This is a genomic window from Neisseria mucosa (genome assembly GCA_003028315.1).
Lineage (GTDB): Bacteria > Pseudomonadota > Gammaproteobacteria > Burkholderiales > Neisseriaceae > Neisseria > Neisseria mucosa.
The window spans coordinates 2,052,682-2,067,827 of the sequence record CP028150.1; the positions used below are offsets into that span (position 1 = coordinate 2,052,682).

The following is a 15,146-nucleotide window of genomic DNA, read 5'->3' on the forward strand; positions in this document are numbered from 1 at the left end:
CCGAAATCCGATTTTCAGACGACCTGTCTTGGTTGCGTCAGCGGTTTACGCCGCTTTCTTTTCGCGTATCGGCAGGTTCAGCAAAGCCGCCATCCCCGCCAACACCGCGTCGGCATACCACATCCAGCCGTAATCGTTGAACCGGTAAATCACGATGCCGCCGATATACGAGCCTAAAAAACCGCCGATTTGATGGCTCAACATCGTCAGTCCGAACAACGTCGCCAGATAGCGCGTGCCGAACAGCTTGCCCGTAATCGCGGCAGTCGGCGCGACGGTGGCGAGCCAAGTGAAGCCCAGCGCGGCGGCGAAAATGTAGAAATTGACGTCGGTTCTCGGGGCGGCAAGGTATATCAGCACCATCGCCACACGCGAGGCGTAGAGTCCGAACAAAACATATTTGCCCAAAAACCGCCCCGTACACCAGCCCGAAAAAATGCAGCCCGCAATGTTCGCCAAGCCGATAATCGCAATCGAAGTCGAAGCGACCGAAGCAGGCAAGCCGCAGAGCGCGATTTCGTTGGGCAGGTGGGTTACCAAAAACGCGATGTGGAAACCGCAGGTAAAAAAGCCCAAGTGCAGCAGGATGTAGCTGCGGTCTTTAAACGCCGCTTTGACTGCCTGCCCCAGCGATTGCCCGTTTTCAGACGACGTGTGGTGCGTGGCGACAGCGTTTTTGCCGCCCGCCAGCCACCACGAAATCGGCAGGATTAAAAGCGCAATCCCGCCCCAAACATAAAACGTCCCCGTCCAGCCGACGGCGGGCAACACCAGCAAACCCTGCACCAGCGGCGCAAACAGAAACTGCCCCGCTGAACCGCCTGCGTTGACCAGACCCGAAGCCAAACCGCGTTTGTGCGGCGGCACTTTCGCCGCGACCTGCCCCATGATGATGGAGAAACCACCCGCGCCCGTTCCGAATGCAAAAAGCAGCCCGATTGCCAGCATCAGCCCCCAATAAGTCGGCATCTGCGGCACCATCAGGCAGGCACAAACCAACAGCAACGCGCCGCCGCCCAAAACCTTAAACGCGCCGAAGCGGTCGGCAAGCGCGCCGGAAAGCGGCTGGGACACGCCCCACATCAACTGGAAAACGGCAATAATCAGGCTGAACTCTTGGATACTCAGCTCGGTAGAGTCGACAACGGGGCGGACAAACAGTCCCAAAGTCATGCGCATGCCGATGGTAATCAGCAGGATGGCGGCGGCAGCGGCGGTCACCAGCCAAAGGTCGGGGGATTTTTGCTGTGTGTGGGTCATGGTTATTGTTTGTTTCTATTGGAAAATGCCGTTCAATCAAACGGCAGAATGACGGATTTTAACAAACGGGTTGACGCAGGCTAAATAACTCCTGATGCTTTGGATATAGCCAAAATCTTTATCCGCACCGTTTTTCAATTTCTTTCTATCCGCAAGGCAGAGAATGGGAGACAGGCAGCAACGCGGTGTGTTAAAAACAGCAAAGGTCGTCTGAAAACCTAAAATCCGATTTCAGACGGCCTTTGTTCAAATAAATAGCAATTTATTTATTAAGAAATTAATTATACAGACTTATCATTTTTTCATTTTTCATAAGCATCTTGTTCAGCACGAATATGCTCATAATATGCATTCATAGGGTGCTTGGGATGCATTCGTGAATATCCTGTGACAAAAACTCTAACCTTATGCTCAGGTAGAATATGTGCCTGTATATAAGCTTCACTATCCCCAACATATTCAATAGGAACTTCCATATTTATATGTTCCCATTTATCTGGTTCTTCTCTTAGAAGAATCAATGTTACAGGAACTGGTTTATCAACCTTAATAGATACACAACAAACAACTGCTCCGCCTCCATTATATGGCAATGCATCCATTATAACTTTATTATCCTCCTCTCCTAACATTACCGTAGTAGCCTCTCTCGTATAACTATATACTTCCATTGAATAAGTTTTAGTCAAAGGCTTATTATAATATAAACTAATCACCAGGATAGATACTATACAAACCGCTATAATTAGCAATTCTTTAGTTTTTTGCTGCATTTAAGATCATCTTTCTTTGACTTAACAAGCTGAATCTATAATTACTTAATATAAATTTAAAATATTCTTTATTTTAAAATACTTTCTATATCATTTTTATTAAAAATTCAAGGAATATTCCCTCTAACTTCATTATTATCAAAAATAGTAGGAGTATACCCGATAAACTTCTTAATAAAAAAACAAATTATTCATATAATCTTCTATCTTTCTGCAAGAATTATTCCAAGCAATATATTTATATGCTCATATTTTTTAGTAGCAAGGGGGAAGTACATTTTCAATTTTCTATTTTTACTTAATTTAGTATATATTCACTTCCACTTCACTTAGATTGAATAAATTATCAAATCGGGACTTTTCAACCACAAAAAATTATTCTTATAATAAAACAGAAGATTACCACAAAACCTAATGCAAAGTTCAGTGTGTGCTTTATCAATAAAGAATTCATTTTATTCCCTGATTCACTGAGCGACCACCAGATTTAACAGGCAAAACCCACGCTACGGCTTGACTAAAATCCCTCTGAAAAATTGAAACTTGGATTGCAGTCTGCTTAGACGTAACGGTGCGGGTGTTTTTGATTAACTATAGTGGATTAACTTTAAATCAGGACAAGGCGACGAAGCCGCAGACAGTACAGATAGTACGGCAAGGCGAGGCAACGCCGTACTGGTTTAAAGTTAATCCACTATATATTGAAAAAAGATTAGGAAACACAGACGAGATAACAGGCACACAAAACAGACAAAGGCCGTCTGAAACCAGAATTTCGGTTTCAGACGACCTTTTTTAGATTCAGACATCTTAACGATGCCCTCTTCTTTCAGCCTTTAGTCTTTGCGCGTTTCTACCAAGACCATTTCGGCAGCGGCGACAGGTTCGGCTTCGACTTTCGGCACGTCTGCGCGGCGCAGGCCGGATTCGGGTTCGGGCTGAACCTGTTCAGCAAAGGCGGCGACGGCTTCGGGATTGGTTTCGACAAACACCAAACCGCCTAAGTCGGGCATCGCGGCAACGGCAGGGACAGTTTCTTCCGGCTCGGTCGCTTCCGCTTGGCCTGCTTCCGGCGCAGTTTGCGATTCGGATTCTGCTGTTTGGGCGGCGGCGGCCGCTGCTGCTGCGGCAAGGGCTTCGATGGCGGCGGCGGCTTCGCGTTCGGCTTTCCAAACGACCAGTTCTTCCTCCATTTCAACGACGGCTTCGGCTTCACCTTCGGCAGGGACGGCGGTCATCGGTTGGTAGCCGTCTTCGGTTTCGATGGCGAACACGGAGGTCGGGGTTTCTTCAACGCTGCCGATGGCGGAGTCGATGATGCTGCATTCGTCGTCGGTGCTGTCTTCGATCAGGATGCCGCTGTCCGCTTCTTCGCCTTCGATGGAGAACACGAAGGCTTCTTCAGTGGCCGCAACGGGTTCGGAAACGACGACAACCAAAGGCTCGGCACTATCCTCGGGAGCGGGGATGGTCACGGCAAACGGTTCTTCTTCGACAGGCTCGCCCATGACGTGCGCGGCGGCGAAGCGGACTTTGTCGGCGGTATCGTGAATATTCAGGTACTGCTCGATTTTGGCGGCAGACGGAATATTGCGTTTTTTACCGTTTTGACGGCGGTCGCGCTGATTGTTGCGTTCGCGGCGGTCGCGTTGGTTGTTGCGCTCGCGTTGGCGGCGTTCGTTGCCTTTCGGTGCATCGTTATCGGCGGTTTGTACGCCCTCTTCCGCTGCGTTGTCCACTGCTTCGGACAAGGTTTCTTCCGCACGGATTTCCGCTTGTTCGCGGTTGCGTTCGTTGCGGTTGTTGTTGCGGCGGCGTTTGCTGCCTTGCGCCTGTTCGCCCGAACGGGATTCGTTTTCAGACGACGTTGCGGCGGCGAGTGCTTGGACTTCGAGGTTTTCGGCTTCCGCAGCGGCGTTACGCTCGTTTTGGCGGTTGCGGCTGCGGCGGTTGTCTTTGGCGTTGCGGTTTTCGTTTTCCGTTGCCTGATTATCCGCTGCTTTGTCTTTAAAGTCCGCCACTTCGCGCACTTCTACCTTGCTGCCGTCGTGCCTATTGTTGCGGCGCGGGTTTTGGCGGCGGTTGTTTGCGCGGCGGTTGCCGGAATTGCCGTTGCGGTTGTTGCCGTTTGAAGTGCGTTTTCCCGCCACTTCGGCAACAGGCGCGGTTTCGGCTGCGGTATTGCCGCCGAAAATGCGTTTGAGCCATGCTTTGAAGGTATCCCACCATGAACCGTTTTTCTGCTCGGATACGGTCGGGGCAGGCTGGGTATGGCGCACGCCTTTGACGGCGGGTTCGGGACGGGCGGCTTTGGCTCTTTCGCTGCCGAAAGGTTTGGCGGATTCGTCTTCTTCCGGCTCGGCAACGCGTTTGTAGCTCGGTTCACCGTCTTCTTCTACGTCATCGATGCGGATGCGGTTGATTTCGTAGTGCGGGTTTTCCAAATGGATATTCGGAATCAGGACGACGTTGACGTCCAAACGCTCTTCCATCGCAAACAGCTCAGCGCGTTTTTCGTTCAGCAGGAAGGTGGCGACATCGACGGGTACTTGCGCATGCACTTCGCCGGTGTTGTCTTTCATCGCTTCTTCTTGAATGATGCGCAAAACGTGCAGGGCGGTCGATTCGATACCGCGGATGACGCCGGTACCGGCGCAGCGCGGGCAGGCGACGTGGCTGCTTTCGCCCAAAGCGGGTTTCAGTCGTTGGCGGCTCAATTCCAAGAGGCCGAAGCGGGAGAGTTTGCCCATTTGCACGCGGGCGCGGTCTTTTTTGAGCGCGTCGCGCAGGACGTTTTCAACATCGCGCTGGTGCTTGGGGTTTTCCATGTCGATGAAGTCGATGACGACCAAACCTCCCAAGTCGCGCAGGCGCATTTGGCGGGCGACTTCTTCGGCGGCTTCCATATTGGTTTTGAACGCAGTGTCTTCGATGTCCGCGCCGCGTGTCGCTCGGGCGGAGTTGACGTCAATGGAAACGAGGGCTTCGGTGTGGTCGATCACAATCGCGCCGCCGGAAGGCAGGCTGACGCTGCGGGCGAATGCGCTTTCGATTTGGTGTTCGATTTGGAAGCGGGAGAACAGCGGCGTGTGGTCTTCATAGAGTTTCAGACGACCTACGTTGCTCGGCATGACGTAGCTCATAAACTCGGCAACTTGGTCATAAACCTCTTGATTGTCCACCAGAATTTCGCCGATGTCGGGACGGAAATAGTCGCGGATGGCGCGGATGAGCAGCGAGCTTTCCATGAAGAGGAGGTAGGGTTCGTGGTGCGCCTTACCGGCTTCTTCGATGGCCTGCCAAAGCTGTTTGAGGTAGTTCAAATCCCATTCCAACTCTTCCGCGCTGCGGCCGATGCCGGCGGTGCGGGCGATGATGCTCATGCCGTTCGGAATGTCGAGTTCTGCCATAGCGGCTTTGAGTTCTTGGCGCTCTTCGCCTTCGATACGGCGGGATACGCCGCCGCCGCGCGGGTTGTTGGGCATCAATACCAGATAGCGTCCGGCCAGGCTGATGAAGGTGGTCAGCGCCGCGCCTTTGTTGCCGCGTTCGTCTTTTTCGACTTGGACGATGACTTCCATGCCTTCTTTGAGCACGTCTTGAATGCGCGCCCTGCCGCCTTCGTAATCTTGGAAATACGAACGCGATACTTCCTTAAACGGCAAAAAGCCGTGGCGGTCGGTTCCGTAATCTACGAAACACGCTTCCAGCGACGGCTCGATGCGGGTGATGATACCCTTATAAATATTACCTTTGCGCTGCTCTTTACCCAGCGTTTCGATGTCCAAATCCAAAAGGTTTTGCCCATCGACAATGGCAACGCGCAGCTCTTCGGCCTGCGTTGCATTGAACAACATTCTTTTCATAATCATTACCTCGCACAGGCGGGCAGCCTTTTCAGACGACCTGCCTGCTCTTTGTCAGACACTCTGCGAGGCGGGCGGGATTAGGCATAGCCCGCGCCCCTTTTCGGCGCGGGATGCAGAAACCCGGATGAGCAATCAGTTTTTGAATTGAAGTCCGCAAGGTTGCACGCCGCCCAAAACAATGCGGCCGTGTGCGGAAGGATACGGATAAAGAAGGCAATAAAGAACAATGCGGCGGAACACTCCGTCCGCCGCCGAAGTCCGGACGGTACAGGCCCGGCTTGGAAAACAGATAGCCGACATCTTCTTATTATCGTTATGCCGGAAGTTTCGAACGGTGCGGCGCGGCAGGTTTGTCAAACACCCGTCCCTCGTCTTATGCCCGGTCAAATCGGCAAAATCAAATCAAACTTAATTACGCTCCTGCGTTTACGGGCTTTGGCATAAACGCAGGGAAAATGCTTTGCAGAGTGCGTTTTTAATATAAAATCTCGTTTTAACAATACCATCCGTCCCATACGGCCTGTTTGTACAGGTTTCTGCCGAAACGGATGTTCAGGATTATAGATGAAAACGCACGCAATAAGCAAAGATTCAGTCAGCCTGATTACCGTCGCCGAACACGAAGCCGGACAACGCCTTGACAACTATCTGATAAAAATCCTCAAAGGCGTACCCAAAAGCCATATCCACCGCATTATCCGCGCCGGCGAAGTGCGCCTGAACAAAAAACGCTGCAAGCCCGACAGCCGCATCCAAACGGGCGACCTGCTCCGTATCCCGCCCGTACGCACCGCCGAAAAACAAAGGTCGTCTGAAAACCGCGCCCAAGCCGTACCCGCGCGCGAATTTACCATCATCTACGAAGACGACGCATTGCTCGTCATCGACAAACCCGCAGGCACCGCCGTCCACGGCGGCAGCGGCGTGAGCTTCGGCGTCATCGAACAAATCCGCCGCGCCCGCCCCGAAGCCCGCTATCTCGAACTCGTCCACCGCCTCGACAAAGACACCAGCGGCCTCTTGATGATCGCCAAAAAACGCAGCGCGCTCGTCAAATTGCACGAAGCCATCCGCAACGACCACCCCAAAAAAATCTACCTCGCGCTGGGCGTAGGCAAACTGCCGAATGACAGCTTCCACGTCAAACTGCCCCTGTTCAAATACACTGGCGCACAAGGCGAAAAAATGGTGCGCGTCAGCGAAGACGGACAATCCGCGCACACCATCTTCCGCGTGCTCAACCGCTTTTCAGACGACCTCCTGCACCAAGTCGGCCTCTCGCAGCTCACCCTCGTGCAAGCCACCCTGAAAACCGGCCGCACCCACCAAATCCGCGTCCACCTCCAATCACAGCACTGCCCCATCGCCGGCGACGAACGCTACGGCGACTACCAAGCCAACAAACGCCTCCAGAAACTCGGTTTGAAACGGATGTTCCTGCACGCCGCCGAGCTGCACCTCGACCACCCGCTGACAGGCGAAAAACTCATCTTAAAAGCCCCGCTGCCGCAAGATTTGGCACAATTCGTCCTGATGCTGGAAAACGCAGGGAAGGTCGTCTGAAATCCGTAGCGTGGGCTTTGCCCGCGACATGAGTGCAAAAACAACGGATGGATTTGGATTGCCAGACCACAAGTTTCGCGGGCGTAGCCCATGCTACAACTCACTCAAAAAATTAAATACTAACCTGCTCCTCGAAAACACCCAAAGGTCGTCTGAAACCCGTAGCGTGGGCTTTGCCCACGACATGAGCGCAAAAACGACGGACGGATTCAGATTATCAAGCAACAAATTTCGTGGGCGTAGCCTACGCTACAACTCGCGGGAAAAATTAAATACCAACCGCTCCTCAAAAACACCTAAAGGTCGTCTGAAACCCGTAGCGTGGGCTTTGCCCACGACATGAGTGCAAAAATAACAGACGAATTCGGATTGTCAGGCGGCAAGTTTCGCGGGCAAAGCCCACGCTACAACTCCACCGCCCTGAGAACCTAATCCCTTAATAACCCACGCCTTTCAGACGACCTTTTTTTCCGCTACCATAACGCCCGACACAACACGGACAAACACCATGACCCCGACACAGCAACTCCAATCAGGCATACAGGCATTAGGTTTGGACCTATCCGCAGAACAGCAAACCCTGCTGCTCGCCTATACCGGCCTGCTCAAAAAGTGGAACAAGACCTACAACCTCACTGCCCTGCGCGACGAAGCGCAAATGGTCAGCCACCACCTGCTCGACAGCCTGACCCTGCTCCCCTACCTCCAAGGCGCGCACACTATGCTGGATGTCGGCTCCGGCGGCGGACAGCCCGGCATTCCCGCCGCCATCTGCCGTCCCGACCTCAACATCACCCTTCTGGACGCCAACACCAAAAAAACCGCCTTCCTACAACAAGCCGTCATCGAACTCGGACTCGCCAACGTCCGCGTCGTCAGCGGCCGCGTCGAAGCCGTTCAAGACTTCCAAGCCGACATCATCACCAGCCGCGCCTTCGCCGAACTCGCCGACTTCGTCAACTGGACGGCACACCTGCTGAAAGAAGGCGGCCGCTGGGTCGCCATGAAAGGCGTGTACCCAGAAGAAGAAATCGCCAAACTCCCCGATACCGTCGCCGTCAAACGCGTCGAAGCCCTCCACGTCCCAGGCTTGGATGCAGAACGGCATATGGTGGTTTTGAAGAAGGTTTGAACCTTCCGAACGTTTAGCCTGAATATTGCAAAGGTCGTCTGAAAACCCGAAATAGGGCTTTCAGACGACCTTTGTATGTATGCGGAAGCATAAGCGTAGGCGTTTTGCCATTTCAGTCCGCTATAAAAAACCGCCCCATTACAGGGCGGTTTTTTGATTTACCAAATATCGGATTTGATTTTGCGTTTCAAACCCGGATGTTCGGAAAGTTTGAAGACGGGGTCTTTGCCCATTTTCAGTTTCGACGTGTAGTCCCTCAACAGCAGGAAGGCAAGCGGAGAGAGGAGCAGGATGGCGACCAGGTTAATCCATGCCATCGTACCCATCGCCATATCCGCCATATCCCAAACCAGCGGCACGTTGGCGACTGCGCCGAAATATACCCAGCCCAATACCATCATACGGAACAAGGCGGTCAGCAGCCAATGGCTTTTGATGAACTGCACGTTTGATTCGGCATAGGCATAGTTGCCGATGACGGTAGAGAAGGCAAACATAAACAGGATGATTGCCAAGAAGTCTGCGCCCCATGCGCCGACTTGGCTGATAATCGCTGCTTGGGTCAGCTCTGCGCCGCTCAAATCGCCGTAAGGTTGTTGGTAAACCAAAACGATAAACGCCGTGCAGGAACATACGATAATCGTATCGACGAATACGCCCAGCATTTGAATCATACCTTGGGAAACAGGGTGTTTGACTTCGGCGGCTGCGGCGGCGTTAGGCGCAGAACCTTGACCTGCTTCATTGGAATACAGACCGCGTTTGATACCGATCATCATGGTTTGCGAAATCAAACCGCCGAGCAGGCCGCCGCCGGCTGCTTCAAAGTTGAACGCGCTGTCAAAAATCTGACCGAAGACGTGGGGAATCAGGCTGATGTTGGTGATGATGATGTAGAGCGCCATCAGCAGATACAAAGTCGCCATCAGCGGAACAAGCATTTCGGCAAAGCGGGAAACGCGGCGGATACCGCCGAAAATAATCGGCGCAGTCATGATGACCAATGCGACGCCGACCGCATGTTCGTCCCAGCCCCACGCGGCTTTGGCGGTTACGGCGATGGTGTTGGTTTGAACGGCTTCATAAACGAATCCGAAGCAGAAAATCAGGCTCAATGCAAATACGATGCCCAACCATTTTTGACCCAAGCCTTGGGTAATATAGTAAGCAGGACCGCCGCGAAAATGATGGTTGTCGTAATCGCGGATTTTGAACAACTGCGCCAGTGAAGATTCGACAAACGCCGAACTCATACCGATCAATGCGGTGATCCACATCCAAAATACCGCGCCCGGCCCGCCGCTACTGATGGCAATCGCCACGCCCGCGATGTTGCCCACGCCTACGCGACTGGCAAGTCCGGTAACGAAAGCCTGAAACGGCGTAATACCGTGCGGATCATCGCCTTGTTTGCGGCCGCCGAGCATCTCTTTGATACTGCGTCCGAGCAGGCGGAATTGTACGAAACCGGTGGCAAGTGTGAAGAACAGACCTGCACCCAACAATACATACACCAGCCCTGTCCACATCGGATCGTTGATTTTCTGAACCCATTGGTGCAGTAATTCGGTAAAGTTATCCATAAAAAGCCTTTCTAGATACGACTCTCCGAAGGGATGATCCTGTCAAAGTGCCGCAAAGCTGTTTTCAGACGACATCGGGACAACACCCAACGCCAAAACGCGTTATTCTAGCAGACTGTTGACAAACTGAAAAAACTTTACAGTTTCAGCATTGGCATAATCTTGATAAATATCATAGAGTTTCCTTGTATTACATGACACAGGCTCCGATTTGGGCAAGCAAAAAAGGTCGTCTGAAGCATATTGCAGCTTTCAGACGACCTTGCTGTTTTACGGTCCATAAAAAACGGCATGGCAAGAGCCATACCGTCGTACGGGATAGTTTCGACTAAGCTTTCCGGTATGGGTTTTCCACACCTTCAATCAAGGCTTGCAGGTATTCGCGCAACTGTTTTTCACTGCAGCCCATCAGAAGCGCGTCTTCAAATGCGTCTTGCGCCGCCTGATAAAGCTCGGTCATGTTTTCCGTCATGACTTTCACTTTTTCAGTGCAGGATACGATTTGCCCGTCGTCGTCGTACCATTTGGGCATTTCAGGCATACTCACGTTGTTGCTTTCCTAGACTTAATTGAGAAAACGGGACGGATCGTTTTTCTTCACTCGGCGTGCAAAGGCGTATTTGGCGTTCCAGTATTTGTTGCTGAGGCTGGTGATTTCAATGCGTTTGCCGGTGCGCGGAGCGTGGATGAAACGGTCGTTGCCGATGTAGAGTCCGACATGGGAAATCCTGCCGCGTCCCATCGTGCGGAAAAATACCATATCGCCCGGCTGTAATTCGCCGCGGGATACGCCGACGCCCATTTTTGCCTGTTCGGCGGAGGTACGGGGGAGGTTCAGCCCCATTGAGCGTCTGAAGATATGCTGCATGAAGCCGCTGCAATCGAAACCGGTAGATGCTGATGTACCGCCGTAACGGTAGGCAACACCCAAAAGCCCCATCGCGCTGCCGATTAGTTCGTCGGCACTGTCTGAACTTCTCGATGCACGGACGGGTGCGGCCGGAGCTGAAGGAATGGAATGTACAACGGGAGTTGCCGCGCGCGCGGGTTGGAAATTTATCTGCGGAGCCTGTGCGGGAGCAGGCTGTTTTGCATCTTCAAATTGGTTTAAAACCTGCTGCCTGTTTTTAACGAACGAATCGAGATCGTCGGCGTTTGCAAAATTAATGCCGGACAGCATACAGGCCGAAACCAATAGTGCCGCCAGCCTGGATAAGGCTTTCATGTTTGACTGATTCCATTTTCAGACGACCAGTCTGCCGCCTGTTATTATGTTATTCTGTATCTAGGATATGCAGGCGATTGTATATAAAAAACAGGATGTTTGGCAAAAAAGCGTCTGTTATATTGCGTTAAATCGTTGTTTATAAAAAATTTGCGAAGACACCCAACCGATGATGATACCCACTCTGCTCGCTATGCGCGACTTTTCCAGAATGCGCGAAATTATTACCGTACTGACGAAATACGGCTTGGGCGGCTTTGTTCAGCGTATCCGTTTGGGCGCGGCGAGCGGGGACGAAGTGCATCCCGACAGCCGTTATATGAGTACGCCGCGACGCTTCCGCAAAGCGTTTGAAGAGCTGGGTCCGACCTTCGTCAAACTCGGTCAGGTATTGTCCACGCGGGTCGATATTTTCGGGGCGGAGTGGATTGAAGAGTTCGAACAACTGCAAAGCAACGTCGCGCCGATACCGTCGTCTGAAATCTATACTTTGGTCGAAGCCTATTTGGGCAAACCCGTTTCCGAAGTGTTCCGCAGCATAGACCCGAAACCCGCAGGCAGCGCGTCGGTGGCTCAGGTACACCGCGCCGAACTTTTAGACGGAACTGCCGTCGCCGTCAAAGTCAAACGCCCCGACATCGAGCCGGTCATTCAGGCGGATCTGCGGATTTTGAACCACCTCGCCAGACTGATGGAATCCGAAATCCCCGAAGTGCGCCGTTACCAGCCCGTATTGATGGTCGCCTATTTTGCCAAGAGTCTGGCGAAAGAAACCGATTTATCGGTGGAGCTGCGTTATATGCAGCGCTTCGGCCAGACCTTTTCAGACGACCCCTTGGTCCGCATCCCCGCCGTCTATCCCGACATTTCCAACCGGCACATCCTCGTACAAGACTACATCGGCGGCACGCTCCTGAAAGACGCCGACCTTGAAACCATGCCCCACTCCTTGCGCAGCGGACTTGCCGGACGGATTACCGACACCCTCTTCACCATGATGCTGCGGCAAGGTTTTTTCCATGCCGACCCCCATCCGGGCAACATCTTCATCAACGACAACGGCGGCATCACCTTCATCGACTTCGGGCTGGTCGGACACCTCGGCAACACCCGCCGCCGCGAAATCCTCAACCTTATCAACGCTCTGACCAACAACGACGCGCTGCTCATCCAATACGTCCTCAGCGACTGGGCGCAGGGCGATTTGCCCGACGAAAACCTGCTCGGCGCCGATGTTTTGGAAATGCTGCTCAACTACGAACACACGCCCATCCGCGACCTGCGCGTCAGCCAAGTCATCAACGACATCACTTCCATCATGCGCCGCCACGGGCTGACCCTGCCCGGCGACCTCGTGATGCTCTTCAAAACCCTCATCACCCTCGAAGGCGTCGTCAAACGGCTCGACGGCAGTATCGAACTGCTCGAACGCGCCAAACCCATCACCGAAGCCGCCGTCAAAGAACAAGCCTCCGCCGCCCACATCGCCCGCAACGCCAAAACGCAACTGCGCACCCTGTTGCAAATGGCAGAGTCGCTGCCGCAAGACTTCTTCAGGCTGACCAGAATGCTGCAAAAAGGCAAATTCGGCATCACCCTAGACCTCAAGCAGTCAGACCGCATCAGCCATCAAATCGACAGTGCCGCCAACCGCCTGACCATGGGCATCGTCACCGCCGCCCTGATTATCGGTTCGTCCATCGTCATGAGCATAGACACCGGCCCCAAGTTTATCGGCTTCGTCGGCTACCTTATCGCCTTCGCCAACAGCCTGTGGATTATCTGGTCGGTGTGGCGGTCGGGGAAGCACTAGCTGCACGTTTACTCAGATAATCAATCAGCTCAAAAACAAACAGGTCGTCTGAAAACCAAGGGCGCAGGATTCGCCAAAACGTTTTCAGACGACCTTGATTTCCCTGCGGACGCAACCATATAGCCGTCAATCCGTCATCCAGATATAACAGAGGAATTTATGCCGCAAACCCAGATCAACCACGCCGACATCCGCACCCGTTTCATCTTCGACGATATGCCCGTTCGCGGTCTGCACGTCCGCCTTGAAAACGTATGGAAACACATCGTCGGACAAAAACACTATCCCGCCGCCATCCGCCGCGCCTTGGGCGAACTCCTTGCCGCAGGCGCGCTCCTGTCCGGCAACCTCAAAACCGACGGCACGCTCATCGTCCAAGTTCAAGGGCAAGGTCGTCTGAAAATGCTCGTCGTCGAAGCCACTTCCGACCAAACCGTCCGCGCCACCGCGCGCTGGGACGAAACCGCCGAAATCAACGACGACGAAAGCCTGACCGACCTTCTCGGCAGCAACAGCGTCTTCGTCCTCACCCTTCAGCCCAAAGACGCAGAACCTTGGCAGGGCGTCGTCCCGCTCGAAGGCGGCAGCATCGCCCAAATGCTTATCAACTACACCAAACGCTCCGAACAGCTCGATACCCAAATCGTCCTTGCCTCATCAGACGATGCCTGCGGCGGACTTTTGGTGCAACGCCTGCCTGAGACAGAACCTGACGCGGCATCATGGGAACACGTCGGCACGCTGGTTCAAACCCTGACTCCCGAAGAACTGACTGGACTGGACGCACAACACGTCCTCTACCGTCTCTTCCACGAAACCCCTCCGCGCGTCTTCGATCCGGAAAGCATCGAATTCGCCTGCACCTGTTCGCGCGGGAAAGTCAGCGATATGCTGCTCATGCTGGGCGGCGAAGAAGTCGGCGGCGTGGTCGCCGAACAAGGCAGCATCCAAATCGACTGCGACTTCTGCCATGCCAAATACGTCTTCGACGAAACCGATGTCAACGCCCTCTTCGGTGCCGATGTGGTCAACGCCGTCTTAGACGAAGCCAAGCGTCTGCAATAAACATCAACGCTTAATATTAATTAAGCAAAGGTCGTCTGAAAACGATTTTAGGTTTCAGACGACCTTTCTTTTATTGATACGGTTCAGGCTTTAGGAGAAACAAGCCCGTAACGTGTGTTTCCCACAAGTCCGAACCTTATCACCTGCTTTAAAATCAAAGGCAGATGGATACCAAAAGGTCGTCTGAAACCAAACATGTGGTTTCAGACGACCTTTTATTTCAAATCTTCAAAAGATTATTTTTTGTTCAGAGAGTCGCGGATTTCGCGCAACAGCAATACTTCTTCGCTAGGCTCTGCAGGTGCTTCTTCGGCAGGTGCTTCGGCTTTTTTCATGGAGTTCAACGCTTTGATAACGGCAAAAATCGCAGCAGCAATGATCAGGAAGCTGATAACGGAGTTAATGAACAGGCCGAGGTTCAGAGTAACGGCACCGGCTGCCTGTGCTGCTGCCAAGCTGGCATAGCCGCCTTCCGGAGCGGCTTGTGCGCCGTCTTTCAGGGCGATGAACAGGTTGGAGAAGTCAACGCCGCCGATCAACAGACCGATAGGGGGCATGATTACGTCGTCAACCAAAGATTTAACAATGCCGCTGAACGCAGTACCGACGACCATACCGACTGCCAAGTCGATAACGTTGCCGCGCATAATAAACTGTTTGAATTCTGAAGCAATAGACATAAATGTCCTCCTGTATGTTTGTGGATAATAAAGTGAAATTTTAAAAAAAAAGTGCGTCCGAAGTGACGGACGGGCTTTTTCAAACCGGCAGGCATGGTATCGTGTTATTTGTTAAACAAATTTTATAAAAGTTAAAATTTGTTTTTATGACAAAATTCCCGAAATATGCCGCCTTTTATATGA

General features: G+C 52.7%; 11 protein-coding genes and 1 pseudogene. 4 read left to right on the forward strand and 8 right to left on the reverse strand.

Annotated elements, in window-relative coordinates:
• Positions 1 to 45 precede the first annotated feature (45 nt).
• From NM96_10355 to NM96_10370, 4 genes and pseudogenes are all read right to left on the reverse strand, one after another.
• Complete coding sequence (locus NM96_10355; GenBank protein AVR79664.1) at positions 46 to 1,260, reverse strand: MFS transporter; 1,215 nt, start codon at positions 1,258 to 1,260, stop codon at positions 46 to 48.
• 302 nt (positions 1,261 to 1,562) lie between these two features.
• Complete coding sequence (locus NM96_10360) at positions 1,563 to 2,033, reverse strand: hypothetical protein (protein ID AVR79665.1); 471 nt, start codon at positions 2,031 to 2,033, stop codon at positions 1,563 to 1,565.
• 836 nt (positions 2,034 to 2,869) lie between these two features.
• Complete coding sequence (locus tag NM96_10365) at positions 2,870 to 5,905, reverse strand: ribonuclease E/G (protein AVR79666.1); 3,036 nt, start codon at positions 5,903 to 5,905, stop codon at positions 2,870 to 2,872.
• A pseudogene (locus NM96_10370) lies at positions 5,905 to 6,129 on the reverse strand (hypothetical protein). Before NM96_10370 ends, NM96_10365 begins: the two are co-directional and overlap by 1 nt.
• Positions 6,130 to 6,466: 337 nt before the next feature.
• On the opposite strand from NM96_10370, the gene NM96_10375 reads away from it, so the two are divergent.
• Both NM96_10375 and NM96_10380 read left to right on the forward strand, forming a co-directional pair.
• Positions 6,467 to 7,465: an RluA family pseudouridine synthase gene (locus NM96_10375; protein ID AVR79667.1), complete on the forward strand. Its 999-nt coding sequence runs from the start codon at positions 6,467 to 6,469 to the stop codon at positions 7,463 to 7,465.
• A 508-nt stretch (positions 7,466 to 7,973) separates the two neighbouring features.
• Positions 7,974 to 8,597, forward strand: coding sequence for a 16S rRNA (guanine(527)-N(7))-methyltransferase RsmG (locus NM96_10380; protein AVR79668.1), 624 nt, complete (start codon positions 7,974 to 7,976; stop codon positions 8,595 to 8,597).
• Positions 8,598 to 8,755: 158 nt separating this feature from the next.
• Here the strand turns inward: NM96_10380 and NM96_10385 are convergent, their stop codons facing one another.
• From NM96_10385 to NM96_10395, 3 genes are all read right to left on the reverse strand, one after another.
• Positions 8,756 to 10,180 carry a sodium:alanine symporter family protein gene (locus NM96_10385; protein ID AVR79669.1) on the reverse strand — a complete coding sequence of 475 codons (1,425 nt, stop codon included), beginning with the start codon at positions 10,178 to 10,180 and terminating at the stop codon, positions 8,756 to 8,758.
• Between the two features lie 328 nt (positions 10,181 to 10,508).
• Complete coding sequence (locus NM96_10390) at positions 10,509 to 10,727, reverse strand: hypothetical protein (GenBank protein ID AVR79670.1); 219 nt, start codon at positions 10,725 to 10,727, stop codon at positions 10,509 to 10,511.
• A gap of 18 nt (positions 10,728 to 10,745) precedes the next feature.
• Positions 10,746 to 11,405 carry a peptidoglycan endopeptidase gene (locus tag NM96_10395; protein ID AVR79671.1) on the reverse strand — a complete coding sequence of 220 codons (660 nt, stop codon included), beginning with the start codon at positions 11,403 to 11,405 and terminating at the stop codon, positions 10,746 to 10,748.
• Positions 11,406 to 11,574: 169 nt separating this feature from the next.
• Between NM96_10395 and NM96_10400 the strand changes: the two genes are divergently transcribed.
• Together NM96_10400 and NM96_10405 are read left to right on the forward strand one after the other, a co-directional pair.
• Positions 11,575 to 13,218: a ubiquinone biosynthesis protein gene (locus NM96_10400; protein ID AVR79672.1), complete on the forward strand. Its 1,644-nt coding sequence runs from the start codon at positions 11,575 to 11,577 to the stop codon at positions 13,216 to 13,218.
• A gap of 159 nt (positions 13,219 to 13,377) precedes the next feature.
• The gene (locus tag NM96_10405; protein ID AVR79673.1) at positions 13,378 to 14,283 is read left to right on the forward strand and encodes an Hsp33 family molecular chaperone HslO; all 906 of its coding nucleotides are present in this window, start codon (positions 13,378 to 13,380) and stop codon (positions 14,281 to 14,283) included.
• Positions 14,284 to 14,519: 236 nt separating this feature from the next.
• On the opposite strand, the gene NM96_10410 is transcribed toward NM96_10405, so the two are convergent.
• Entirely contained in the window at positions 14,520 to 14,963 is a 444-nt protein-coding gene (locus tag NM96_10410) for a large conductance mechanosensitive channel protein MscL (GenBank protein AVR79674.1), read from the reverse strand.
• Positions 14,964 to 15,146 lie beyond the last annotated feature (183 nt).